Origin of the sequence: Streptomyces sp. TRM68416 (assembly GCF_014596915.1) — a bacterium.
Classification (GTDB): domain Bacteria; phylum Actinomycetota; class Actinomycetes; order Streptomycetales; family Streptomycetaceae; genus Streptomyces.
Map to the genome: position 1 here is coordinate 50817 of NZ_JACVWU010000015.1, position 23003 is coordinate 73819.

The following is a 23003-nucleotide window of genomic DNA, read 5'->3' on the forward strand; positions in this document are numbered from 1 at the left end:
GTTCTTCCAGGCGCCCTTTCCGGCACGATGCGGCGGGGACCGTGACCCTCGCGGTCCGAAACCCTCCGTCCTGGGAGGACTTCATGAGAAAGCGCGCAGCCGTGCTGTGCGGTGCCGCCGTCGTCGTCGCCGGGTCGTTCACGGCCGTGCCCGCCGAGGCGAGCGCACCGGGATCGACGCCGAAGCTCACCTGGAAGAGCTGCGGCACCACCACCTATCCGACCCTCCAGTGCGCGTCCCTCAAGGTCCCGCTCGACCACGCGAACCCGCACGGACAGAAGATCACGCTGGCCCTGTCCCGCGTCCCGCACACCGCGAAGAAGTACCAGGGCCCGCTGCTGGTCAACCCCGGCGGCCCCGGCGGCAGCGGACTGACCCTGGCCGGGTACGTCGCGGCCAGCCTGCCCAAGGCCGTCGCGGCGCAGTACGACGTGATCGGCTTCGACCCGCGCGGCGTCGGCAAGAGCAAGCCCGCCCTCGACTGCAGGCCGGGCCACTTCAACCCGGTGCGCCCCGACTCCGTCCCGAGCACCCCGGCGATCGAGCGCGCCAACCTGGTCCGCGCCAAGTCCTTCGCCAAGGCCTGCCGCGACAAGTACGCGCACCTGCTGCCGTACATCAACACGATCAGCGCCGTGCGCGACATGGACCGGATCCGTCACGCGGTCGGCGCCGAGCGGATCAATTACTTCGGTTATTCGTACGGCACCTACCTCGGCGCGGTCTACGCCAAGCTCTACCCGGAGCGGGTGCGGCGGCTGGTCCTGGACTCGGTCGTCGACCCGACCGGCGTCTGGTACGACAACAACCTGACACAGGACTACGCCTTCAACGACCGACACCGGGCCTTCATGACGTGGGTCGCCAAGTACCACGGCACCTACAAGCTGGGCACCGACCCGGAGAAGATCGAGGCCAAGTGGTACGCCATGCGGGCCGCGCTGGCGAAGACACCGGCCGGCGGCAAGGTGGGCGCCGCCGAGCTGGAGGACACCTTCCTGCCCGGTGGCTACTACAACGGCTACTGGCCCTATCTGGCGGAGGCGTTCGCCGCGTACGTGAACGACCGGGACGCCGATCCGCTGGTCGAGGCGTTCGAGAACTTCGCCGCCGTCGACGCCTCGGGCGACAACGGCTACAGCATCTACACCTCGGTGGAGTGCCGTGACGCCGCGTGGCCGCGCGACTGGGACGAGTGGCGCGAGGACAACTGGGCGGTGCACGAGAAGGCACCGTTCATGACCTGGAACAACGCCTGGTACAACGCGCCGTGCGCATTCTGGCCGACCGAGTCCCTGCGGCCGGTGAACGTGGCCAACGGCAAGCTGCCGCCGGTGCTGCTGTTCCAGGCGACCGGCGACGCGGCCACCCCGTACGAAGGCGCGGTGACCGTCCATCATCTGCTGCACCGCTCCAGCCTGGTGGTGGAGCAGGGCGGCGGGAACCACGGCATCACGCTCAGCGGCAACGACTGCCTGGACAAGCACCTGGCGGCGTATCTGACCGACGGCACGGTGCCGCGCGGCTACGACGAGGTCGACGCGGTGTGCGACGCGCTGCCGGACCCGGAGCCGCCCGCCGCGACCTCGTCCTCCTCGCGGGGCGCGACCCTGCACGGCCTGCTCGGCTTCCGCGGCTGAAGCTTCGCGGTCGAGGCTTCCGCGGCTGAGGCTTCGCGGTCGAGGCTTCGCGGTCGAGCCAAAAGTCGGGGGCGGAGTGTCAGAGCCATGGTCCACCATGGGCCCATGAGTGTGACGACCAGGATTCCCGCCCCCGACGGGGTCGCCCCCGCCGCCCAGTACAGCCATGTCGTCGTGGGCACCGGCCGTTTCGTCGCCGTCTCCGGCCAGCTGGCCCTGGACGAGGACGGCAAGGTCGTGGGCGAGGGCGACCCGGCGGCCCAGGCCCGCCAGGTGTTCGAGAACCTCCGGCGCTGCCTGGCCGCCGCGGGCGCGACCTTCGACGACGTCGTCAAACTCACCTTCTTCGTCACGGACATGGCGTTCCTGCCCGCGATCCGCGCGGCCCGCGCCGAGCACATGGCCGACGACCGGCTGCCGGCCGCGTCGGCGGTGCAGGTGGCGGCCCTGGTGCGGCCCGAGTTCCTGATGGAGATCGAGGCCTTCGCGGTGGTGGCCGCATGACGGACATCCACGTGCGGGACATGTCCTACGCCGACTGCGACCGCGTCGCCGAGATCCGCGTCGGCGGCTGGCGGACCGCGTACCGGGGGCTGGTGCCGCAGCCGTACCTCGACGGCCTCAGCGTCCCGGCCGACGCCGAGCGACACCGCGCCCGTTTCACGCAGGGCGACGGCACGATCGTGAACCTGATCGCCGAGCGTTCCGGCACCGCGGTGGGCTGGGCCTGCCACGGGCCGTACCGCGACGGCGACACCCGCACCGAGGACGCCGAGCTGTACGCCATCTACGTCGATCCGGCGCACTACGGCGACGGCGTCGGCCGCGCCCTGCTGGCGGAGTCGGTACGCCGCTGCACGGCCGCCGGACACCCCCGCATGCTCCTGTGGGTCCTGCGGGACAACACCGGCGCCCGGCGTTTCTACGAGCGGTCCGGTTTCCGGCCCGACGGGGCGCAGGAGCCCTTCGAGGTGGACGGGGTCATGGTCCCGGAGGTGCGCTACGCCAGGGCACTGACGGCCTGACCCGTCACCGCTGCGCCGGGATGCGCGCCAGCGCGTGCACCGCGGCCTCGGCGAGCGCCGGGTGCGCGAGGGCCTCGTTCAGGACGGTCCGGGCGCGCTCGTCGCCGAGGGTGCCGAGGCCCTCGACGCAGGCGAGGGCCACCCGGCGGTAGGGGTCGTGCGGGCGCAGCCGCCGTTCCAGGGTGGTGATCAGGGCGGGGACGGCCTCGGGCGCCCGCAGTTCCACCAGCAGCCGGACCGGGTGCAGGGCGTAGGCGACGCGCAGTTCGTTGGTGGCGAGGGCCGCGGCGGCGCGGGCGGTGCGCGGGTCGCCGAGCCGGGCGAGGGCGTAGGCGGCGGAGGCGCAGCGCTGCGGCTCACGGTGGTTCAGGAGCAGGACCAGTGATTCGAAGGCCCGCCGGTCACCGGCGACGCCGAGCCGGAACGCGGCCAGCTCGCGGGCCCACAGCGGCTGTCCCGGCTCGGTCAGCACGCCCGCCAGTTCGTCGAGGTCCCGCGTCCCCACGAGGCGCTCGTACGCCGTCGGCGCCCCGGATTCCCGTCGTAAGCGCTCCGTGAGCGACCGCAACTCTTCGTCCATGGCACGCAGCCTAGGCGCTCCGGCGGGGGTGCCGTGATAGGCCGTCGTTCGCCTGCGGACCCGTCGTGGCCGGTCGCGCCCCGTCGCGGCGCAGCCGCTGACAGATGCGGCCCCGCGGCCCCTTGGGGGACGCCACTGTCCGCGTCCCGGGACGTACATCACAAACACGAGGGCTGGCGCGCTCGTTACCCACCGGTTAAGCTCATACGAGCGAGTTACCCACTCGCGGAACTCCTTGCGGCGGCCTGGTGACGCAGCCGCCGCAGGCGCAGTCGGTTCGGTACGTCAGGTACCGCAGTACGACCCGGCTTGGGACAGGGCCGGTCGGAAATCCGCCGTTCGCGGGCGTGTGCACGCCCGTGACCACGGCACCGGGCGTGTGCGCAAGCAGCCCGGCAGACACCCGCATCTCTCCAGCACCCGGTGCGCCCTTCGGCGCACCCGGGCGCATTCCCAGTCGTCACCCTCATTCCTGGAGTCCCGCGATGGCCGCTCCCCTGTCCGACACCCCTCCGTCCCCGCTCAAGACGATCGCCGTCGTCGGCCTCGGCACCATGGGCACCGGCATCACCGAAGTCCTCGCCCAGGCCGGCCGCACGGTCGTCGGCATCGACATCAGCGAGGCCGCGGCCGCGCAGGCCGTCGCCGCCCTGGAGACCTCGACCGCGCACTCCGTGGAGCGCGGCCGGCTGACCGGGGAGCAGCGCGCCGAGCTGCTCGCCCGGGTGACCACCTCCACCGACCTGCGCGCCGCGGCCGACGCCGACCTGGTGATCGAGGTGACGCCGGAGTCGTACGAGACCAAGCAGCAGATCTTCCGTGCCCTCGACGGGATCGTGCGGCCGGAGACGATCCTGGCCACCGGGACCAACGCGCTCTCCGTCACCCGGCTCGCGGCCGACTCCGCCCGCCCCGAGCGGGTGCTCGGGATGCACTTCTTCAACCCGGCCCCGGCGATGAAGCTGGTCGAGGTCGTCTCCTCCGTGCTGACCGCGCCCGCGGCCGTCACCGCCGTGACCAACCTCGCCCTCGATCTCGGCAAGGAGCCCGTCGCGGTCGGCGACCGGCCCGGATTCGTCGCCGACGGGCTGCTGTTCGGCTACCTCAACCAGGCCGCCGCGATGTACGAGGCCAAGTACGCCTCCCGCGAGGACATCGACGCGGCGATGCGGCTCGGCTGCGGGCTGCCCATGGGGCCGCTCGCGCTGCTCGACCTGATCGGCATCGACACCGCGCGCACGGTCCTGGAGGCCATGTACGCCGAGTCCCACGACCGGCTGCACGCCCCGGCGCCGATCCTCAAGCAGCTCAGCGAGGCGGGCCTGACGGGCCGTAAGGCGGGGCGCGGCTTCTACTCCTACCAGGCCCCGGGCAGCGCGACGGTCGTGCCGGACGCCCTGACGCCCGGCTCCGGCGGTGCCGGGGTCCCCGGCCGCCCGGTCCGCTCCGTCGGTGTGGCGGGCTCCGGCACCATGGCCTCCGGCATCGCCGAGGTCTTCGCCAAGGCCGGCTACGAGGTGGTCCTGGCCGCCCGCAGCGAGGAGAAGGCGCAGACGGCGAAGGCCCGTATCGGCAAGTCGCTCGCCCGCTCCGTCGACAAGGGCCGGATGACCGCCGAGGCCGCCGCGCGGACCCTGGACCTCATCACCCCGGCGGGTTCCTACGACGCCTTCGCCGAGGTCGACCTGGCCGTCGAGGCCGTCGCCGAGGACCTGGAGATCAAGCAGCAGTTGTTCGCGGCGCTGGACAAGGTCTGCAAGCCGGGCGCGGTGCTGGCCACCACGACCTCCTCGCTGCCCGTCGTCGCCTGTGCCCGCGCCACCTCGCGTCCGCAGGACGTGATCGGCATGCACTTCTTCAACCCGGCGCCGGCGATGAAGCTGGTCGAGGTCGTCCGTACGGTGTTGACGGCCGAGGACGTCCACTCAACGGTGCACGAGGTGTGTGGACGGATCAAGAAGCACGCCGTCGACTGTGGAGACCGCGCCGGTTTCATCGTCAATGCACTGCTGTTCCCGTACCTCAACAACGCGATCAAGATGGTGCAGGAGCACTACGCGTCCCTCGACGACATCGACGCGGCGATGAAGCTGGGCGGCGGCTACCCGATGGGTCCGTTCGAACTCCTGGACGTCGTCGGGCTGGACGTCTCGCTGGCCATCGAGAAGGTGCTGCACCGCGAGTTCCGCGACCCGGGCCTGGCGCCGGCCCCGCTCCTGGAGCACTTGGTGGCCGCGGGCTGTCTCGGCCGCAAGACGGGCCGTGGCTTCCGCGAATATGCCCGCCGCTGAGCGTCCGGGCGACTGGTTCGGAGCGGGCGAGGACTGGGGCGGGCTGCTCGACCCGGCCGCCTCTGCCCCGCTCGCCCGCCCCGGCGACCCCCTGCCCGCACCGGGCGGGGGGAACCCCGGGCATGAGCGCCAACCTGCGCACATGCAGTACGTTCGGGTCATGTCCCAGCCCGCCAAGTCCTCACGTACACCAGCTACGCCCGACGCGCCGGAAAGTGCCGCAGGCAGTCGCGCGGCCGCGCAGCGACTCAAGATGCGCCGAGAACTGGCGGCCGCGGCGATGGAGCTGTTCGCGACCAAGGGGTACGAGGCGACCACCGTCGACGAGATCGCGGCCGCGGCCGGGGTCGCGCGCCGCACCTTCTTCCGCCACTTCCGGTCCAAGGAAGAGGCGATCTTCCCCGACCACGACGACACCCTCATCCGCGCCGAGGCGGTGCTCAACGCCGCGCCCGCGCACGAGCACCCGCTCGACACGGTGTGCCGCGGCATCAAGGAAGTCATGCGGATGTACGCGGCCCGCCCGGAGATCTCGGTCGCCCGCTACAAGCTCACGCGCGAGGTGCCCACCCTCCGCGAGGCCGAGATCGCGTCGGTGGCCCGCTACGAGCGCCTCTTCACCCGCTATCTCCTCGGCCACTTCGACGAGCACGCGCACGACGACGACGCCAACGACGACCCGCTGCTGGCGGAGGTCGCCGCGTCCGCCGTGGTCACCGCCCACAACCATGTGCTGCGGCGTTGGCTGCGAGCGGGCGGCCAGGGCGATGTGGAGGCCCAGCTGGACCACGCCTTCGCCATCGTGCGCAAGACGTTCGGCACCGGGATAGGCGCGGGCCGCACCAGCACGCCGAAGCCGGCCGCCGCGACGGTCTCCGCGCACGGCGAGGTACTGGTGACGGTCGCCCGCACGGACGCCCCGCTCGACGAGGTGATGCGGACCATCGAGGAGGCACTCAAGGACCGCTGAGGCGTCTTCGCACCTGTGACCACGGCCACCCCACGGGGTGGCCGTTTTGGCATGTCAGGGCAGGTTTTCCGGCACCTTTCCACTCCCGTTCGATCGATCATCGCTCATTTGTTGCGTAAAGATTTCATCTGAGAGCAATCTCTGGCACTCAGTGCCTTGTCAGGTGACACGCGGTGTCATACGTTGATGTTGTCCGGGCGGCCGGCGTGCAGAGACCTTTCGTACGCCGGCTGTCCCCGCAGACCTCTCGGTCCGCGCGCCCGGACGCCTGCGTCACAGGCAACCTCCCGCGCCACAAAGCGCTGCCGAACAGCACCACCCGCCGAACCGACGGCACCCATCCACCCTCAGCAGCACCGACGTAACCCTCGAGCGTCCCTCCCTCAAGGACGCGCATCGCCGGAGGCAAAACCGTGACCGTGAAGGACATCCTGGACGCGATCCAGTCGCCGGACTCGACGCCGGACGACTTCGCCGCCCTGCCGCTCCCCGAGTCCTACCGTGCGATCACCGTGCACAAGGACGAGACGGAGATGTTCGCGGGCCTCACCACCCGCGACAAGGACCCCCGCAAGTCCATCCACCTGGACGAGGTGCCCCTGCCCGAACTGGGCCCGGGCGAGGCCCTGGTGGCCGTCATGGCCTCCTCCGTCAACTACAACTCCGTGTGGACCTCGATCTTCGAGCCGCTGTCCACCTTCGGCTTCCTGGAGCGCTACGGCCGCACCAGCGAGCTCGCCAAGCGGCACGACCTGCCGTACCACATCATCGGCTCCGACCTCGCGGGCGTCGTCCTGCGCACCGGACCGGGCGTCAACGCCTGGAACCCCGGCGACGAGGTCGTCGCGCACTGTCTGTCGGTGGAACTGGAGTCCTCCGACGGCCACAACGACACCATGCTCGACCCCGAGCAGCGCATCTGGGGCTTCGAGACCAACTTCGGCGGCCTCGCCGAGATCGCGCTGGTCAAGTCCAACCAGCTGATGCCCAAGCCGGGCCACCTGAGCTGGGAGGAGGCCGCCGCCCCGGGTCTGGTCAACTCCACCGCGTACCGGCAGCTGGTCTCCCGCAACGGCGCCGGCATGAAGCAGGGCGACAACGTCCTGATCTGGGGCGCGAGCGGCGGACTCGGCTCGTACGCCACGCAGTTCGCGCTGGCCGGTGGTGCCAACCCGATCTGTGTCGTGTCCTCGCCGCAGAAGGCGGACATCTGCCGGTCCATGGGCGCCGAGGCGATCATCGACCGCAACGCCGAGGGCTACAAGTTCTGGAAGGACGAGAACACCCAGGACCCGAAGGAGTGGAAGCGCTTCGGCAAGCGCATCCGCGAGCTGACCGGCGGCGAGGACATCGACATCGTCTTCGAGCACCCCGGCCGCGAGACCTTCGGCGCGAGCGTCTTCGTCACCCGCAAGGGCGGCACGATCACCACCTGCGCCTCGACCTCGGGCTACATGCACGAGTACGACAACCGCTACCTGTGGATGTCGCTGAAGCGGATCATCGGCTCGCACTTCGCCAACTACCGCGAGGCCTGGGAGGCCAACCGGCTCATCGCGAAGGGCAAGATCCACCCGACGCTGTCGAAGGTCTACGCCCTGGAGGAGACCGGCCAGGCCGCCTACGACGTGCACCGCAACCTCCACCAGGGCAAGGTCGGCGTCCTGTGCCTCGCCCCCGAGGAGGGCCTGGGCGTGCGCGACGAGGAGCTGCGCGCCAAGCACATCGACGCCATCAACCGCTTCCGGAACGTCTGAGAGCCACAGATGACAGAGCGTCAGAAAGATCGGCCGTGGCTGATGCGCACGTACGCCGGTCACTCCACGGCCGAGGCGTCCAACGAGCTGTACCGGCGCAACCTCGCCAAGGGCCAGACCGGCCTGTCGGTGGCGTTCGACCTGCCGACGCAGACCGGCTACGACTCCGACCACATCCTCGCCCGCGGCGAGGTCGGCCGGGTCGGCGTGCCCGTCGCGCACCTCGGTGACATGCGCCGGCTGTTCCAGGACATCCCCCTGGAGCAGATGAACACCTCGATGACGATCAACGCCACCGCCATGTGGCTGCTGGCGCTCTACCAGGTCGTCGCCGAGGAGCAGGGCGCGGACATCACCAAGCTCCAGGGCACGACCCAGAACGACATCGTCAAGGAGTACCTGTCGCGGGGGACCCATGTCTTCCCGCCGGGGCCCTCGCTCCGCCTGACGACGGACATGATCGCGTACACGGTCTCCCACATCCCGAAGTGGAACCCGATCAACATCTGCAGCTACCACCTGCAGGAGGCGGGCGCCACGCCGGTCCAGGAGATCGCGTACGCGATGTCCACCGCGATCGCGGTTCTCGATGCCGTACGCGACTCCGGGCAGGTCCCCGCCGAGAAGTTCGGGGACGTCGTGGCCCGTATCTCCTTCTTCGTGAACGCGGGCGTCCGCTTCATCGAGGAGATGTGCAAGATGCGGGCGTTCGGGCGGATCTGGGATCAGATCACGCGCGAGCGGTACGGCATCGAGAACCCCAAGCAGCGCCGCTTCCGCTACGGCGTCCAGGTCAACTCCCTGGGCCTGACGGAGGCGCAGCCGGAGAACAACGTCCAGCGGATCGTGCTGGAGATGCTGGCCGTCACCCTCTCCAAGGACGCACGCGCGCGTGCCGTCCAGCTCCCGGCCTGGAACGAGGCGCTGGGCCTGCCCCGGCCCTGGGACCAGCAGTGGTCCCTGCGCATCCAGCAGGTCCTCGCCCATGAGAGCGACCTGCTGGAGTACGAGGACATCTTCGAGGGCTCGAAGGTGATCGAGGCGAAGGTCTCCCAGCTCGTCGAGGAGTCCCTCGCGGAGATCGAGCGGATCCAGGAGATGGGCGGCGCGATGGCCGCCGTCGAGTCCGGCTACCTCAAGTCGCAGCTGGTCTCCTCGCACGCCGAGCGCCGCGCTCGTATCGAGTCCGGTCAAGAGAAGATCGTGGGCGTCAACATCTTCGAGACGACCGAGCCCAATCCGCTCACGGCCGATCTCGACACCGCCATCCAGACGGTCGATCCGGCGGTCGAGGCACGGGTCGTCTCTGCGCTGCAGCACTGGCGCGACACCCGCTACCAGCCCCCGTTCAACCATCCACGCCCGTGCAAGGCACTGGAGAAGCTGAAGGAGGCCGCCAAGGGCACGGCGAACCTCATGGAGGCCACCCTGGAGTGCGCCCGGGCCGGCGTCACGACCGGCGAGTGGGCGGGCGCCCTGCGCGAGGTCTTCGGCGAGTTCCGGGCCCCCACCGGTGTCTCCTCCGCGCCCGTCGCGGTGACCGCCGAGGAGGGCACGGCGATGGCCGACGTCCGCCGCAGGGTGGCCGTGACCGCCCGTGACCTGGGCGTCGGCAAGCTGCGGTTCCTGGTCGGCAAGCCGGGCCTGGACGGGCACTCCAACGGTGCCGAGCAGATCGCCGTACGCGCGCGTGACGCCGGGTTCGAGGTGGTCTACCAGGGCATCCGGCTCACCCCGGAGCAGATCGTGGACGCGGCCCTCGCCGAGGACGTGCACGCGGTCGGCCTGTCCATCCTGTCCGGCTCGCACGCCCAGCTGGTGCCGGACGTCCTGGAACGGCTGCGTGTGGCCGGTGCCACAGATATCCCGGTGATCGCCGGTGGCATCATCCCGAATGGTGACGCCGAGCAGCTCAGGGCGGCCGGAGTCGCCGCGGTCTTCACCCCGAAGGACTTCGACATCACCGGAATCATCGGCCGCATCGTCGACGAGATCCGCAAAGCGAACAAGCTCGACCCCCTGGAGGTCCCCGCATGACCACGGTCAACCGCCTTCGCCCCCGGCGTTCCTGCCTGGCGGTACCGGGCTCGAACCCGCGCTTCCTGGAGAAGGCCCAGGGCCTCCCCGCCGACCAGGTCTTCCTGGACCTGGAGGACGCGTGCGCGCCGCTGGCCAAGCCCGAGGCGCGGCACACCATCGTCAAGTTCCTCAACGAGGGCGACTGGACGGGCAAGACGCGGGTCGTGCGCGTCAACGACTGGACGACGGAGTGGACGTACCGCGATGTCGTGACCGTCGTCGAGGGCGCGGGCCAGAACCTCGACTGCATCATGCTGCCGAAGGTGCAGACGGCCGAGCAGATCGTCGCCCTCGACCTCCTCCTCACGCAGATCGAGAAGACGATGGGCTTCGAGGTCGGCAAGATCGGCATCGAGGCGCAGATCGAGAACGCGCAGGGTCTGAACAACGTCAACGAGATCGCGACGGCCTCCCAGCGCGTCGAGACGATCATCTTCGGCCCGGCCGACTTCATGGCGTCGATCAACATGAAGTCGCTGGTCGTGGGCGAGCAGCCGCCCGGCTACCCGGCGGACGCCTACCACTACATCCTGATGAAGATCCTGATGGCCGCCCGCGCCAACAACCTCCAGGCGATCGACGGCCCCTACCTGCAGATCCGCAACATCGACGGCTACCGCGAGGTCGCCCAGCGCGCCGCCGCGCTCGGCTTCGACGGCAAGTGGGTGCTGCACCCGGGCCAGGTCGAGGCGTCCAACGAGATCTTCTCGCCCTCGCAGGAGGACTTCGACCACGCCGAGCTGATCCTGGACGCGTACGACTACTACACGTCCGAGGCGGGCGGAAAGAAGGGCTCGGCGATGCTCGGCGACGAGATGATCGACGAGGCCAGCCGCAAGATGGCGCTGGTCATCTCCGGCAAGGGCCGGGCCGCCGGCATGCAGCGCACCAGCAAGTTCGAGATTCCGGAGGCGTAGGGCCATGCAGTTCGGGCGCACCTACGAGGAGTTCGAGGTCGGGGCGGTCTACAAGCACTGGCCCGGGAAGACGGTCACGGAGTACGACGACCACCTCTTCTGTCTCCTCACCATGAACCACCACCCGCTCCACATGGACGTCAACTATGCGGAGAACACGACCGACTTCGGCAAGAACGTCGTCGTGGGGAACTACATCTACTCGCTGCTGCTGGGCATGTCCGTGCCGGACGTGTCGGGCAAGGCGATCGCCAACCTGGAGATCGAGTCGCTGCGGCACGTGGCGCCGACCTTCCACGGCGACACGATCTACGGCGAGACGACGGTCCTCGACAAGACGCCGTCGAAGTCGAAGAACGACCGCGGCATCGTCTACGTCGAGACCAAGGGCTACAAGCAGGACGGCACGCTGGTCTGTGTGTTCCGCCGCAAGGTGATGGTGCCGACCGAGACGTACATCAAGGAGCGCGGCGGCGAGCAGCCGGGCCGCCCCGAGCTCAAGGAGCAGGAGAAGTAGCCATGGCGCGACTCGCCCAGACCGCCGGTCTGACCGACGTCCAGCAGGAGATCCTGGCCACCGTCCGCGACTTCGTGGACAAGGAGATCATCCCGGTCGCGACCGAGCTGGAGCACCGCGACGAGTACCCGCAGCAGATCGTCGACGGCCTCAAGGAGTTGGGCCTGTTCGGCCTGATGATCCCGGAGGAGTACGGCGGTCTGGGCGAGTCGCTCCTGACGTACGCGCTGTGCGTCGAGGAGATCGCCCGCGGCTGGATGTCGGTGTCCGGCATCATCAACACCCACTTCATCGTGGCGTACATGCTCAAGCAGCACGGCACGCAGGAGCAGAAGGACCACTTCCTGCCGCGCATGGCGGCCGGCGACATCCGCGGCGCCTTCTCGATGTCGGAGCCGGGCCTGGGCTCCGATGTGTCGGCCATCACGTCCAAGGCGGTCAAGGACGGCGACGAGTACGTCCTCAACGGCCAGAAGATGTGGCTGACGAACGGCGGAACGTCGTCCCTGGTGGCCGTTCTGGTCCGAAGTGACGAAGGACACCCCGAGGGCACGGCGCCGCACAAGTCGATGACGACCTTCCTCGTGGAGAAGGAGCCGGGCTTCGGCGAGGTGCGCCCGGGTCTGACCATTCCGGGCAAGATCGACAAGATGGGTTACAAGGGCGTCGACACGACCGAACTCATCATGGACGGCCTGCGCGTTCCGGCCGATCGGGTGCTCGGCGGGGTCACCGGCCGAGGTTTTTACCAAATGATGGACGGCGTCGAGGTCGGCCGCGTCAATGTCGCGGCGCGTGGCTGCGGTGTCGCTCAGCGTGCTTTCGAACTGGGCGTCCAGTACGCCCAGCAACGTCACACTTTCGGGAAGCCGATCGCTCAGCACCAGGCGATCCAGTTCAAGCTCGCCGAGATGGCTACCAAGGTCGAGGCCGCCCATGCGATGATGGTGAACGCGGCACGCAAAAAGGACTCCGGAGAACGAAACGACCTTGAGGCTGGGATGGCGAAGTACCTCGCCTCCGAGTACTGCAAGGAGGTCGTGGAGGATGCCTTCCGGATCCACGGCGGCTACGGCTTCTCCAAGGAGTACGAGATCGAGCGCCTCTACCGTGAGGCTCCGATGCTGCTGATCGGTGAAGGTACCGCCGAGATCCAGAAAATGATCATCGGGCGCAGGCTGCTCGAAGAGTATCGATTCCAGGGCTAGATGTCCGGGTTCGGGGTGTTTTCTTCGAGAAGAAGATCACACCCCGTCAACACTCTTCAGCCGCCGACTCGGCTTCCTGGCTTGCCCAGTTGTGGCCCGCGACCGGTACGATCCCGGGAAAGCCGCCGTCCCCCGTTACCGCGCGGCATCATCCGCTACGAAGGTCATCCATGCCCCACAGCCAAACCTCTGCACCTCGCGACAGCCGGGCCGGCGTACGCCTCGCGCGCGGAGCATCGCCGTGGCTTCTCCCGACCGTCGCCACCGCAGCCCTCAGCCTCGCCCGTGCGCGCCGCTCCGGCGCCGCCAAGGCCGTGGCCGTGCCCGCCACCGCCCTCGCGGCGGGCATGCTGTGGTTCTTCCGCGACCCCGAGCGCGAGATCGCCCAGGGCCGGGTCATCTCGCCCGCCGACGGAGTGGTGCAGAGCATCATGCCGTGGAAGGACGGCCGCACCCGCGTCGCGATCTTCATGAGCCCGCTCAACGTCCACGTCAACCGCGCGCCCCTCTCCGGCACGGTGACGTCGGTCGAGCACATCCCGGGCGGGTTCGTTCCGGCGTTCAACAAGGAGAGCGAGAACAACGAGCGCGTAGTCTGGCATTTCGACACCGAACTCGGCGACATCGAAATGATCCAGATCGCCGGCGCGGTGGCCCGCCGCATCGTGCCCTACATCCCGCAGGGGACGAAGGTCGAGCAGGGCGACCGCATCGGTCTGATCCGCTTCGGCTCGCGCGTCGACATCTACCTGCCCGAGGGCGTGGAGGTCGCGGTCGAGGTCGGGCAGAAGACCGTGGCTGGGGTGACTCGCATTGACCGTGATTGATCCGGAGACGCAGGCGGGCTGGGTTCCCGAGGCGGACGAGGCGGACGACGAGGAGGAGATGCCCCTCTCCCTCCGCCTCTCAATAGCGGACACCCTCACCCTGGGCAACGCCACGTGCGGCTTCATGGCGGTGTACTTCACCACCACGGGGATTCTGATCCCGCACCTCACCGGCAGCCAGGAGACGGGCATGGCCCGCCACAGCGCGGCGACCGCCGTGATCCTGATGCTGTGCGCGGCGGTCTTCGACCTCTTCGACGGCCTGGTGGCGCGCAAGCTGCGCTCGTCGCCGATGGGCGCGGAGCTGGACAACCTCTCCGACCTGATCAGCTTCGGTCTGGCGCCGGCGTACTTCGTCCTCGTCTACGGCATGGTCGCGGACGACGCGCATCAGAGAGTGGCGGCGGTCGGGGCGATCGTGGTGCTGCTGGCGGTGGTGCTGCGGCTCGCGAGATTCTCCTGCGTCACCGTGAAGGACGGCACCTTCCAGGGCATGCCGTCGCCGTTCGGGGCGCTGACGGTGGTCTCCATCGTGCTGCTGGAGCTGCCGTTCGTGGCGACGCTGCTGGCGCTGCTGGGGACGGCGTGGCTGATGGTGAGCCGGGTCGAGTACCCGAAGCCGCGGGGGCGGCTCGCGGTCGCGATGCTGTCGTGGATCGTGCTGTCCATGGGGCTGCTGACGGCGTGGGCGTTCGATGCGCCGAGCGGTCAGCTGCTGCTGCAGACCGGCTGTGCGCTGCAGCTCGTCATGGGGGCGGTGATCCCGCTGTTCGCCACGGCTCGCCGGGTGAACAACTTCCGTGACAACCGCCGTGAGGCGCGGGCGGCGCAGCTGCCGTAGCGGTCGTACTCGACGGGGGCCCCGGATCCGGCAACGGTTCCGGGGCCTTCGCGGTTCCTCGCCCCCGGTCAGCGCAGGAAGTTCTCCGCGATGCGGGCGGCCAGGCGTTCCAGGATGGGCCCGGCGTCCGCGATGCACTTGGCGACGTCGGGCTCGAGGTCGGTGAGGGCGTACGCGCGTCGGATACCGGCACGCCCCAGCGCCTCCGGCGGCAGCGCCAGCCGCCCGCACACCGCCACGACCTCCTTGTCCGCCGCACGGGCCGCCGCCGCGACCCCGGCCGGGGCCTTGCCGTGGAGCGTCTGCTCGTCCAGCGACCCCTCCCCCGTGATCACCAGGTCCGCCCGCTCAAGCGCCGGCGCGAAGCCGAGCACGTCGAGCATGACCTCGATACCGGGCCGGAATCGCGCACCGAGGAGCAGCGCGCCGTAGCCGATGCCCCCCGCCGCCCCCGCGCCCGGCGAGGCCGCGTACTCCGCGGCCCGAGCCCCGACCGTCCGCTCCAGCACCTTCGCGTAGTGCGCCAGCGCGGCGTCGAGCGTCGCCACGTCCTCCGGCGAGGCCCCCTTCTGCGGGCCGTAGACGGCGGGCGCGCCCTTCGGTCCGGTCAGCGGGTTGTCGACGTCGCTCGCGAGCACCAGCTCGACGGAGGCGAGCCGCGGGTCGAGTCCCGACAGGTCCGCCGAGGCCAGCTCGGCCAGCCCTCCGCCGCCCGGCGCCACCGGCTCGCCCGCCGCGTCGAGGAAGCGCGCGCCCAGCGCGGCGAGCATCCCCGCCCCGCCGTCCGTCGTCGCGCTGCCCCCGACTCCGAAGACGATCGTCCGCGCGCCCGCGTCGAGCGCGGCCCGCAGCACCTCCCCGGAGCCGTATGTCGAGGCCGTGAGGGGCGCGAAGACCCCCGCCGGGAGCCGCTGCAGCCCGCTGGCCTCCGCCATCTCCACGACGGCCGTGTCCCCGCGCAGCGCGAACGCCGCCGTCACCTCGTCGCCCAGCGGCCCGGCGACCCGTACCTCGCGCCGCTCGAACCCGGCCGCCACCGCGGCGTCCACGGTCCCGTCGCCGCCGTCGGCGACGGGCAGGGCCTCGACGTCGAGGTCGGGCACGATCCGCCGCAGCCCGGCCGTCACGCGCTCGGCGACCTGTACGGCCGTCAGCGACCCCTTGAACTTGTCCGCGGCGATGAGCACGCGCTGTGTCACCTGTGTTCCCCTTGCTCTCCGGGCCTCGCACATGTCAAGGCCAGTCGCGCCGCTGCGACCCTAACCTCAAGGCGCCCCCGCCGTCATGCCCCGACCAGCCCCTGGACCGTCCCCCACGGACCCCCTGCGCGGGGGCGCGGAATCGGGTACACCGGTGCTATGACCCCTGTCGGCACCTCGCCGGAGCTCGCCGACCGCGTTCTCGGGGGCTGGCTGGGCCGGATCGCCGGCAACATGCTGGGCAAACCGGTCGAGCAGGGCGACCTGTGGACACGGGACCGCATCGACCGCTATCTGCGGCAGGCCGCCGCCCTGCCCCTCACCGACTACCTGCCCGAGCCCACCGACGAGGCCGACGGCTTCGAGCTGCGCCCGGAGTGGCGTAGTTGCGTGCGCGGCCGGATCCACGGCAGCTGCCGCGACGACGACGTCGACTACGCGATCCTCGGCCTGGACCTGCTGGAGGCCCACGGCTTCGCCTTCAGCACCGAGCAGGTGGGCGACCGGTGGCTGCTGCGGCTGCCGTACCTGCAGACCTTCACCGCCGAGCGGGCCGCGTACCGCAATCTCGCCAACGGCCTCAAGCCGCCGCTGACCGCCACCTACGACAACCCGTACCAGGAGTGGATCGGGGCGCTGATCCGGGCCGACATCTACGGCTGGACCTGTCCGGGCGCCCCGCGCCGCGCCGCCGCCCTCGCCCGCCGGGACGCGGTGCTGTCCCATTCCGGCAACGGCGTGTACGGCGCGATGTGGGCGGCGGCGCTGATCTCGGCGGCGTTCACGGCCGCCGGAGTGCGGCACGCCGTGGACCAGGCGCTGACGGTGATCCCGCCGAGCAGCCGGCTGGCCCGCACCGTCCGCCGGGTCGTCTCGCTGCACGGCGCCCGGATGACGTGGGAGGACACCCTCAGCACGGTGGCCGGGGAGACGGCGGGCCTCGGCTGGATCCATACCGTCCCCAACGCCGCCGTACTCACCGCCGGGCTGCTGTACGGCGACGGCGACTTCACCCGCACCATCACGCTGACCGTCCGCGGCGGCCTGGACACCGACTCCAACGGGGCCACCGCGGGGTCGGTGGCCGGGGTGCTCACCGGGGCGGAGGCGATTCCGGCGCAGTGGAAGGACCCGTTGGAGGACACGGTGCGCAGCGCGGTGTTCGGGTTCGACGGGGTGCGGATCAGCGAGCTGGCCGAGCGGACCGTACGGCTGGTCGACAGCGCGTGACCACGACCGCACCGGGGCTCGTTACCCTGCCTGGATGACCACTCAGGACTACGCCACGTACATCGCGAGCCTGCCACGCGTCCTCGCCGGTGCCGCCACCCTGTTCCGGGACGCCGAGGGCCGGGTGCTGCTCGTCGAGCCCAACTATCGCGAGGGCTGGGCGCTGCCGGGCGGCACGGTCGAGTCCGACGACGGCGAGACCCCGCGCCACGGCGCTCGGCGTGAGACGGCCGAGGAGATCGGGCTCGACATCGAGCCGGGCCGGCTGCTCGCGGTGGACTGGGTGCAGGGCACGGCACGGCCGCCGGTGGTGGCGTACGTCTACGACGGCGGTGTCCTGGGCGAGGACGACTTCAAGGCGATCCGGCTCCAGGAGGAGGAGTTGCTGTCCTGGCGCCTGGTCCCGCGCGAGGAGCTGACCGCGCATCTGCCGGGCGCCCTGGGGCACCGGGTGCTGGCCGCGCTGGACGTCCTCGCGGACGGCACCGGCGCGGTGGAGCTGGAGAACGGCCGCCGGGTGGGCTGACCGCGGTCCCGGCGGACGTTCAGCCCTCGTCGGTCCTGGGCTTGACGTCCACCTCGCGCAGCGCCTCCTCGCGTGAGGCGAGGCGGGCCTCGGTGCGGTGCCCGCGCGCGATGTAGTCGCGGACGACGAGTTCGACGGCGTCCTGCGGGCTGCCCACGCCCGCGAGGACCATGACCTCGACGACGAGTTCGGCATCGAGGGAGACGGTGACCTTGGCCATGTGCGGGACGGTAGCACCGGCCGCCGCCCCGTGGCCCCGAATATCAGTTCCCCACCTGCCGGGGCCCCGCTTACCCTCGGTGACATGACCAAGCCCCTCGTCGCCCTGCTCAGCGGCGCCGGTATCAGCACGGACTCCGGAATCCCCGACTACCGCGGCCCCAACGGCCTGTGGCGGCGCGACCCGGAGGCCGAGAAGCTGGTGACGTACGAGTACTACATGGGCGATCCCGAGATCCGGCGCCGCTCGTGGCGGATGCGCCGGGAGAACCGGGCGCTGAAGGCCGAGCCGAACGCCGCGCACCGTGCCGTGGCGGAGCTGGAGCGGTCCGGGGTGCCGGTCCGGGTGATCACTCAGAACGTGGACGGGCTGCACCAGCTGGCCGGGATGCCGGCCCGCAAGGTGCTGGAGCTGCACGGCACGGTGCACCAGGTCGTGTGCACGAAGTGCCGTGTGCGCGGGCCCATGGCGGACGCCCTCGCCCGGCTCGACGCGGGCGAGGAGGATCCGCCGTGTCTCGCCTGCGGCGGGATCCTGAAGTCGGCGACCGTCATGTTCGGCGAGCGCCTGGACCCCGTCGTCCTCGGCGAGGCCGTCTCGATCACCAAGGCCTGCCAGGTGTTCATCGCCGTCGGCAGCAGCCTCCAGGTCCAGCCCGCGGCCGGCCTGGCCGGCGTCGCCGCCGACCACGGCGCCCGGCTGATCATCGTCAACGCCGAGCCGACGCCGTACGACGAGCTCGCGGACGAGGTGATCCGGGAGCCGATCGGGACGGCGCTGCCCGAACTGCTGGGCTCCCTAGGCGAGTAGACCGCCGCTCTCGAAGTCCAGCAGCCGTCGCTTGCGGTCCAGGCCGCCGCCGTAGCCGGTGAGGCTGCCGTTCGCGCCGACGACGCGGTGGCAGGGGACGATGATGCCGACGGGGTTCCTGCCGTTGGCGAGTCCGACGGCGCGGGAGGCCTTGGGGTTGCCGAGGGCGTCGGCCAGTTGGCCGTAGGTGCGGGTCTCGCCGTAGGGGATGGTGCGGAGGTGGTGCCAGACGCGGCGCTGGAACGGGGTTCCGTTGAGGTGCAGTTCGAGGGTGAACTCCTTCAGCTCGCCCGCGAAGTAGGCCTTCAGCTCGTCGAGGGCGGGGCCGAACACGCTGTCGTCGCGCTCGCCGAAGGTCTCCGTCGCGGGCCGGTGGCGCTGGTCGGTCATGTACAGGCCGCACAGGACGCCGTCCTCGGCGACCAGGGTGAGGGGGCCGTACGGGCTGTCGGTCACGGTGTGCTGTCGCACGGGATCTCCTTACACGGGAAGGAAGTTGATCGGGTGGTTGTCGGTCGCCCACAGGTACTGGACCGCGTAGGCCCGCCAGGGGCGCCAGGCGGCGGCGCGTGCGGTGAGGGCGGCGGGGGTGGAGGGCAGGCCCAACTCGCCCGCCGCGCGCCGGATTCCGAGGTCGGTCGGCAGGAACGCGTCGGGGTCGCCGAGGGCGCGCATCGCGATGACGTCGACCGTCCAGGGCCCGAAGCCGGGCAGGGCGAGGAGGCGGGCGCGCGCCTCCTGCCAGTCGCTTTCCACTCCCAAGTGGAGTGAGCCGTCCGCGAGTTGACTCACCAGCGTGGTGAACGTCGTGCGGCGGGTGCGGGGCATCGCCAGGGACTCGGGGTCCACCGCCGCCAGCGCCGCGGGGGACGGGAACAGGTGGGTGAGGCCTCCCTCGGGGTCGTCGACCGGCTCGCCGTGCGCGGTGACCAGGCGGGCCGCGTGGGTGCGGGCGGCCGCCGTGGAGACCTGCTGGCCGAGCACGGCCCGTACGGCGAACTCGGCCTCGTCGACCGTGCGCGGGACGCGCCGGCCCGGGGCCTTGTCGACCAGGGGCGCGAGCAGCGGATCCGTGCGCAGCCGGTCGTCGATCGCGACCGGGTCGGCGTCCAGGTCGAGCATGCGGCGGCAGCGGCTGATGGCGACGGGCAGATCGCGCAGGTCACTGAGGGTGAGGCGGCAGGCGATGTGGTCGGGCCGCGGGGCCAGGGCCACGATGCCGTGGCCGTACGGCAGGCGCAGGGTGCGGCGGTAGGCGCCGTCCCGCCACTCCTCCACGCCCGGTACGGCGGTGGCCGCGAGGTGGCCGAAGAGGTTGTCGGGATTGAGGGGGGCGCGGAACGGCAGGCGCAGGGCGAGTGCTCCGGGGGTCCGGCCCGGTCGGGGTGCGCGGGCGCGCAGCTCGCTCGGGGCGAGGGCGAAGACCTCGCGCACGGTGTCGTTGAAGGTGCGGATGGAGGAGAAGCCGGCGGCGAAGGCGATCTCCGCCATGGGCAGTGCGGTCGTCTCGATCAACAGCCGGGCGGTCTGGGCCCGTTGGGCGCGGGCCAGGGCGAGCGGGCCCGCGCCCAGCTCGGCGAGGAGCTGGCGTTCGACCTGGCGGGTGCTGTAGCCGAGGCGGGCGGCGAGGCCGGGCACGCCCTCGCGGTCCACGACGCCGTCGGCGATCAGCCGCATGGCGCGGGCCACGAGGTCGGCGCGCAGGTTCCACTCCGGGGAGCCGGGGCTGGCGTCCGGGCGGCACCGCTTGCAGGCCCGGAAGCCGGCCTGCTGGCAGGCGGCCGCGCTCGGGTGGAACACCATGTTCTCCGGCTTGGGCGCGACCACGGGGCAGCTGGGCCGGCAGTAGATCCCGGTGGTCAGGACGGCCGTGTAGAACCAGCCGTCGAACCGCGCGTCCTTGGCCTGGACGGCCCGTACGCACGTCTCGGTGTCGGTGTGCATCCCCTTCTGCATGCGTCCAGCCTCGCCCATGCGCACGGCCGGGGCTGGCGAGAATCCGACATCAACCTCAGCGGTCCTGGGACCATGCCGATTCACGCAGGAGCCGCAGTCCGTTGAGGCCGACCAGCACGGTCGAGCCCTCGTGTCCGGCGACGCCGAGCGGGAGCGGGAGGTGGCCGATGAGGTCCCACAGGACCAGGCCGGTGATGAACACGCCCGCGATGACCAGGTTCTGCACGACCAGGCGGCGGGCGGCCCGGGAGAGCCGTACGACGGCCGGTACGGTCGTCAGCTCGTCGCGCACGATCACCGCGTCCGCCGTCTCCAGGGCCAGGTCGGATCCGGCGCGGCCCATGGCGATGCCGGAGTGGGCGGCGGCGAGGGCGGGGGCGTCGTTGACGCCGTCGCCGACGAAGAGCACCTTGCGGCCACTGTCCTGGAGGCCGTGCACGGCGTCGACCTTGCCCTCGGGCAGCAGTCCGGAGCGTACGTCGGTGAGGCCGGTGGCCTCGGCGACGCGGGCGGCGGCGCCCGCGTGGTCGCCGGTGAGGAGGACGGGGGCGGTGCCGGTCAGGGCGGTGAGGGCGGCCGTGGTGGCGGGGGCCTCGGCGCGCAGGCGGTCGGTGAGGGCGAGGGTGCCGACGGGCCTGCCGTCCCGGGTCACCTCTACGGCGGTGGCGTCGCTGTCGGCGTCCGCGCGGCCGACGGTCACGGTGTGCCCGGCGACGGTGGCGGCGACACCGCGGCCCGGGGTGGCCGTGAAGTCCTCGGCGGGGGCGAGGGCGAGGCCCCGGGCGCGGGCGGCGGCGACGACGGCGCGGGCCAGCGGGTGCTCGCTGGGGTACTCGGCGGCCGCGGCCAGCGCGAGCAGGGCGTCCTCGTCGAGGCCGGAGTCCGGCAACGGCCGTACGTCGGTCACCTCGGGGGCGCCTTCGGTGAGGGTGCCGGTCTTGTCCAGGGCGGTGGTGTCGATCTCGCCGAGGCGTTCCATGGCGACGGCCGACTTGACCAGGACGCCGTGCCGGCCGGCGTTGGCGATGGCGGACAGCAGCGGCGGCATGGTGGCGAGGACGACCGCGCACGGGGAGGCGACGATCATGAAGGTCATGGCGCGCAGCAGGGCATCGGTGAGGTTCTCGCCGAACAGGAGCGGCACGCCGAAGACCGCGAGGGTGGCGAGCACCATGCCGACCGCGTAGCGCTGCTCGATCCGCTCGATGAACAGCTGGGTCGGCGCCTTGGTGCGGGAGGCCTCCTCGACCAGGGTGACGATACGGGCGATCACCGAGTCGGCGGGGTCGCGCTCGACGCGGACGCGGAGGGCGCCGGCGCCGTTGAGGGTGCCCGCGAAGACCTCGTCGCCGGGGCGCTTGACGACCGGGAGGGGCTCGCCGGTGATGGTGGCCTCGTCGGCCTCGCTGGTGCCGTCCAGGACGCGGCCGTCGGCGCCGACGCGTTCGCCGGGGCGGATCAACAGGGTGTCGCCGACGGTGAGGTCGGCGGTGGGGACGGTCTCCTCGCCGTCGCCGTCGTCGGTGACGCGGGTGGCGGTGGTCGGGGCCAGGTCGAGCAGACCGCGTACCGAGTCGGCGGTGCGGGCGGTGGCCAGGGCCTCCAGGGCGCCGGAGGTGGCGAAGATGACGATGAGCAGGGCTCCGTCGAGGACCTGTCCGATCGCGGCCGCCCCGAGTGCCGCGACGATCATCAGCAGGTCGACGTCGAGGGTCTTCTCGCGCAGCGCCCGCAGCCCTTCGAGGGCGGGCTCCCAGCCGCCGGTGACGTAGGCGACGGCGTACAGGGGGCCGTAGGTCCAGGCGGGCGCGCCGGTGAGGTCGAGGGCGAGGCCCAGCAGGAAGGCGACGGTCGCGGCGAGCGCCCAGCGGGCCTCGGGCAGGGCGAGGATCCGGGTGCGGCGGCGGGGTGTCGCCGGAGGGGCCGTGGGGGCAGGGGTGGGTGCGAGGGTCGTGGACACCCGGCCCACCATACAGGAACACATGAAGACTCATTCATCTGTTCATGTGCGGTGGGTAAGATACCCCTCATGGGTCATGGAGCCGTCACCACCACCGACAGTGAGCGCGTACGTCTGGACCCGGACAACGTCGCGAAGGTGGCCACCACCCTCCAGGCCCTGTCCACCCCCTCCCGTCTGCTGATCCTCGCCCGGCTGCGCGAAGGTCCGCTGCCCGCGACGGAGTTGGCGGCCGAGGTGGGCATGGAGCAGTCCGCCTGCTCGCACCAGCTGCGGCTGCTGCGCAACCTGGGTCTGGTGGTCGGCGAACGGCGCGGCCGTTCCGTGGTGTACGCGCTGCACGACCACCATGTCGCCGAGCTCCTCGACCAGGCCGTCTACCACGTGGAGCACCTGCGCCTCGGGCTCAGCGACAGCGCCGAGTGAGGACGCGGCGGGCCGCAGCACGGG

General features: G+C 71.1%; 22 protein-coding genes. 16 read left to right on the forward strand and 6 right to left on the reverse strand.

All coding sequences use genetic code 11. From position 1 onward, the window contains the following. Positions 1-83: 83 nt before the first annotated feature. The 3 genes from ICC28_RS23560 (at position 84) to ICC28_RS23570 (ending at position 2665) form a co-directional block, all read left to right on the forward strand. Positions 84-1640, forward strand: coding sequence for an alpha/beta hydrolase (locus ICC28_RS23560; protein WP_188290678.1), 1557 nt, complete (start codon positions 84-86; stop codon positions 1638-1640). Between the two features lie 105 nt (positions 1641-1745). Beyond that, the gene (locus ICC28_RS23565) at positions 1746-2144 is read left to right on the forward strand and encodes a RidA family protein (RefSeq protein WP_188290679.1); all 399 of its coding nucleotides are present in this window, start codon (positions 1746-1748) and stop codon (positions 2142-2144) included. Further along, positions 2141-2665 (forward strand): GNAT family N-acetyltransferase, encoded by a 525-nt coding sequence (locus ICC28_RS23570; RefSeq protein WP_188290680.1) that lies wholly within the window; start codon positions 2141-2143, stop codon positions 2663-2665. Before ICC28_RS23565 ends, ICC28_RS23570 begins: the two co-directional genes overlap by 4 nt. Before the next feature lie 4 nt (positions 2666-2669). Here the strand turns inward: ICC28_RS23570 and ICC28_RS23575 are convergent, their stop codons facing one another. Continuing rightward, positions 2670-3245 carry an adenylosuccinate lyase gene (locus ICC28_RS23575; protein WP_188290681.1) on the reverse strand — a complete coding sequence of 192 codons (576 nt, stop codon included), beginning with the start codon at positions 3243-3245 and terminating at the stop codon, positions 2670-2672. A gap of 485 nt (positions 3246-3730) precedes the next feature. Here ICC28_RS23575 and ICC28_RS23580 point away from each other — a divergent pair, with 485 nt between their 5' ends. The 9 genes from ICC28_RS23580 (at position 3731) to pssA (ending at position 14652) form a co-directional block, all read left to right on the forward strand. Further along, a complete protein-coding gene (locus tag ICC28_RS23580) occupies positions 3731-5536 on the forward strand; it encodes a 3-hydroxyacyl-CoA dehydrogenase family protein (protein ID WP_188290682.1) in 1806 nt (601 codons plus the stop codon). Positions 5537-5678: 142 nt separating this feature from the next. Continuing rightward, complete coding sequence (locus tag ICC28_RS23585) at positions 5679-6506, forward strand: TetR family transcriptional regulator (RefSeq protein WP_188290683.1); 828 nt, start codon at positions 5679-5681, stop codon at positions 6504-6506. Positions 6507-6919: 413 nt separating this feature from the next. Beyond that, on the forward strand, positions 6920-8263 hold the full coding sequence (gene ccrA / locus ICC28_RS23590; protein WP_188290684.1) for a crotonyl-CoA carboxylase/reductase: 1344 nt from the start codon (positions 6920-6922) through the stop codon (positions 8261-8263). A 9-nt stretch (positions 8264-8272) separates the two neighbouring features. Continuing rightward, positions 8273-10300: a protein meaA gene (locus tag ICC28_RS23595; RefSeq protein WP_188290685.1), complete on the forward strand. Its 2028-nt coding sequence runs from the start codon at positions 8273-8275 to the stop codon at positions 10298-10300. Next, complete coding sequence (locus tag ICC28_RS23600; RefSeq protein ID WP_188290686.1) at positions 10297-11259, forward strand: HpcH/HpaI aldolase/citrate lyase family protein; 963 nt, start codon at positions 10297-10299, stop codon at positions 11257-11259. The genes ICC28_RS23595 and ICC28_RS23600 overlap by 4 nt, the downstream gene beginning before the upstream one ends. Positions 11260-11263: 4 nt before the next feature. After that, a complete protein-coding gene (locus tag ICC28_RS23605) occupies positions 11264-11776 on the forward strand; it encodes a MaoC family dehydratase (protein WP_188290687.1) in 513 nt (170 codons plus the stop codon). A 2-nt stretch (positions 11777-11778) separates the two neighbouring features. Then, positions 11779-12984, forward strand: coding sequence for an acyl-CoA dehydrogenase family protein (locus ICC28_RS23610; protein ID WP_188290688.1), 1206 nt, complete (start codon positions 11779-11781; stop codon positions 12982-12984). A 170-nt stretch (positions 12985-13154) separates the two neighbouring features. After that, positions 13155-13811 carry a phosphatidylserine decarboxylase gene (locus ICC28_RS23615; protein WP_151786655.1) on the forward strand — a complete coding sequence of 219 codons (657 nt, stop codon included), beginning with the start codon at positions 13155-13157 and terminating at the stop codon, positions 13809-13811. Positions 13812-13869: 58 nt separating this feature from the next. Continuing rightward, complete coding sequence (gene pssA, locus ICC28_RS23620) at positions 13870-14652, forward strand: CDP-diacylglycerol--serine O-phosphatidyltransferase (protein WP_188290812.1); 783 nt, start codon at positions 13870-13872, stop codon at positions 14650-14652. A 68-nt stretch (positions 14653-14720) separates the two neighbouring features. Here pssA and ICC28_RS23625 read toward each other — a convergent pair whose 3' ends face one another. Further along, on the reverse strand, positions 14721-15884 hold the full coding sequence (locus tag ICC28_RS23625) for a glycerate kinase (RefSeq protein WP_188290689.1): 1164 nt from the start codon (positions 15882-15884) through the stop codon (positions 14721-14723). Between the two features lie 126 nt (positions 15885-16010). Here ICC28_RS23625 and ICC28_RS23630 point away from each other — a divergent pair, with 126 nt between their 5' ends. Together ICC28_RS23630 and ICC28_RS23635 are read left to right on the forward strand one after the other, a co-directional pair. Then, entirely contained in the window at positions 16011-17081 is a 1071-nt protein-coding gene (locus ICC28_RS23630; protein WP_188290690.1) for an ADP-ribosylglycohydrolase family protein, read from the forward strand. A gap of 34 nt (positions 17082-17115) precedes the next feature. Then, complete coding sequence (locus ICC28_RS23635; protein WP_188290691.1) at positions 17116-17607, forward strand: NUDIX domain-containing protein; 492 nt, start codon at positions 17116-17118, stop codon at positions 17605-17607. A 19-nt stretch (positions 17608-17626) separates the two neighbouring features. On the opposite strand, the gene ICC28_RS23640 is transcribed toward ICC28_RS23635, so the two are convergent. Continuing rightward, on the reverse strand, positions 17627-17827 hold the full coding sequence (locus ICC28_RS23640; protein ID WP_188290692.1) for a type II toxin-antitoxin system VapB family antitoxin: 201 nt from the start codon (positions 17825-17827) through the stop codon (positions 17627-17629). Positions 17828-17911: 84 nt separating this feature from the next. Here ICC28_RS23640 and ICC28_RS23645 point away from each other — a divergent pair, with 84 nt between their 5' ends. After that, positions 17912-18637 (forward strand): SIR2 family NAD-dependent protein deacylase, encoded by a 726-nt coding sequence (locus ICC28_RS23645; protein ID WP_188290693.1) that lies wholly within the window; start codon positions 17912-17914, stop codon positions 18635-18637. Here ICC28_RS23645 and ICC28_RS23650 read toward each other — a convergent pair. The 3 genes from ICC28_RS23650 to ICC28_RS23660 are packed head-to-tail and all read right to left on the reverse strand — an operon-like array spanning position 18626 to position 22565. Then, on the reverse strand, positions 18626-19108 hold the full coding sequence (locus ICC28_RS23650; protein ID WP_188290694.1) for a methylated-DNA--[protein]-cysteine S-methyltransferase: 483 nt from the start codon (positions 19106-19108) through the stop codon (positions 18626-18628). The genes ICC28_RS23645 and ICC28_RS23650 overlap by 12 nt on opposite strands. Before the next feature lie 9 nt (positions 19109-19117). Continuing rightward, a complete protein-coding gene (locus ICC28_RS23655; RefSeq protein ID WP_317454077.1) occupies positions 19118-20593 on the reverse strand; it encodes an AlkA N-terminal domain-containing protein in 1476 nt (491 codons plus the stop codon). 55 nt (positions 20594-20648) lie between these two features. Continuing rightward, positions 20649-22565, reverse strand: coding sequence for a heavy metal translocating P-type ATPase (locus tag ICC28_RS23660; RefSeq protein WP_188290814.1), 1917 nt, complete (start codon positions 22563-22565; stop codon positions 20649-20651). Positions 22566-22622: 57 nt separating this feature from the next. Between ICC28_RS23660 and ICC28_RS23665 the strand changes: the two genes are divergently transcribed. Then, a complete protein-coding gene (locus ICC28_RS23665; RefSeq protein WP_223189326.1) occupies positions 22623-22979 on the forward strand; it encodes an ArsR/SmtB family transcription factor in 357 nt (118 codons plus the stop codon). Positions 22980-23003: the final 24 nt, after the last annotated feature.

What these genes read in the sequence shown, in the direction of transcription:
- ICC28_RS23560 (WP_188290678.1), top strand. Translation starts at nt 84, where the DNA reads ATGAGAAAGCGCGCAGCCGTGCTGTGCGGTGCCGCCGTCGTCGTCGCC.
- ICC28_RS23565 (WP_188290679.1), top strand. Translation starts at nt 1,746, where the DNA reads ATGAGTGTGACGACCAGGATTCCCGCCCCCGACGGGGTCGCCCCCGCC.
- ICC28_RS23570 (WP_188290680.1), top strand. Translation starts at nt 2,141, where the DNA reads ATGACGGACATCCACGTGCGGGACATGTCCTACGCCGACTGCGACCGC.
- ICC28_RS23575 (WP_188290681.1), bottom strand. Translation starts at nt 3,245, where the DNA reads ATGGACGAAGAGTTGCGGTCGCTCACGGAGCGCTTACGACGGGAATCC.
- ICC28_RS23580 (WP_188290682.1), top strand. Translation starts at nt 3,731, where the DNA reads ATGGCCGCTCCCCTGTCCGACACCCCTCCGTCCCCGCTCAAGACGATC.
- ICC28_RS23585 (WP_188290683.1), top strand. Translation starts at nt 5,679, where the DNA reads ATGCAGTACGTTCGGGTCATGTCCCAGCCCGCCAAGTCCTCACGTACA.
- ICC28_RS23595 (WP_188290685.1), top strand. Translation starts at nt 8,273, where the DNA reads ATGACAGAGCGTCAGAAAGATCGGCCGTGGCTGATGCGCACGTACGCC.
- ICC28_RS23600 (WP_188290686.1), top strand. Translation starts at nt 10,297, where the DNA reads ATGACCACGGTCAACCGCCTTCGCCCCCGGCGTTCCTGCCTGGCGGTA.
- ICC28_RS23605 (WP_188290687.1), top strand. Translation starts at nt 11,264, where the DNA reads ATGCAGTTCGGGCGCACCTACGAGGAGTTCGAGGTCGGGGCGGTCTAC.
- ICC28_RS23610 (WP_188290688.1), top strand. Translation starts at nt 11,779, where the DNA reads ATGGCGCGACTCGCCCAGACCGCCGGTCTGACCGACGTCCAGCAGGAG.
- ICC28_RS23615 (WP_151786655.1), top strand. Translation starts at nt 13,155, where the DNA reads ATGCCCCACAGCCAAACCTCTGCACCTCGCGACAGCCGGGCCGGCGTA.
- pssA (WP_188290812.1), top strand. Translation starts at nt 13,870, where the DNA reads ATGCCCCTCTCCCTCCGCCTCTCAATAGCGGACACCCTCACCCTGGGC.
- ICC28_RS23625 (WP_188290689.1), bottom strand. Translation starts at nt 15,884, where the DNA reads ATGTGCGAGGCCCGGAGAGCAAGGGGAACACAGGTGACACAGCGCGTG.
- ICC28_RS23630 (WP_188290690.1), top strand. Translation starts at nt 16,011, where the DNA reads ATGACCCCTGTCGGCACCTCGCCGGAGCTCGCCGACCGCGTTCTCGGG.
- ICC28_RS23635 (WP_188290691.1), top strand. Translation starts at nt 17,116, where the DNA reads ATGACCACTCAGGACTACGCCACGTACATCGCGAGCCTGCCACGCGTC.
- ICC28_RS23640 (WP_188290692.1), bottom strand. Translation starts at nt 17,827, where the DNA reads ATGGCCAAGGTCACCGTCTCCCTCGATGCCGAACTCGTCGTCGAGGTC.
- ICC28_RS23645 (WP_188290693.1), top strand. Translation starts at nt 17,912, where the DNA reads ATGACCAAGCCCCTCGTCGCCCTGCTCAGCGGCGCCGGTATCAGCACG.
- ICC28_RS23655 (WP_317454077.1), bottom strand. Translation starts at nt 20,593, where the DNA reads ATGCAGAAGGGGATGCACACCGACACCGAGACGTGCGTACGGGCCGTC.
- ICC28_RS23660 (WP_188290814.1), bottom strand. Translation starts at nt 22,565, where the DNA reads ATGGTGGGCCGGGTGTCCACGACCCTCGCACCCACCCCTGCCCCCACG.
- ICC28_RS23665 (WP_223189326.1), top strand. Translation starts at nt 22,623, where the DNA reads ATGGGTCATGGAGCCGTCACCACCACCGACAGTGAGCGCGTACGTCTG.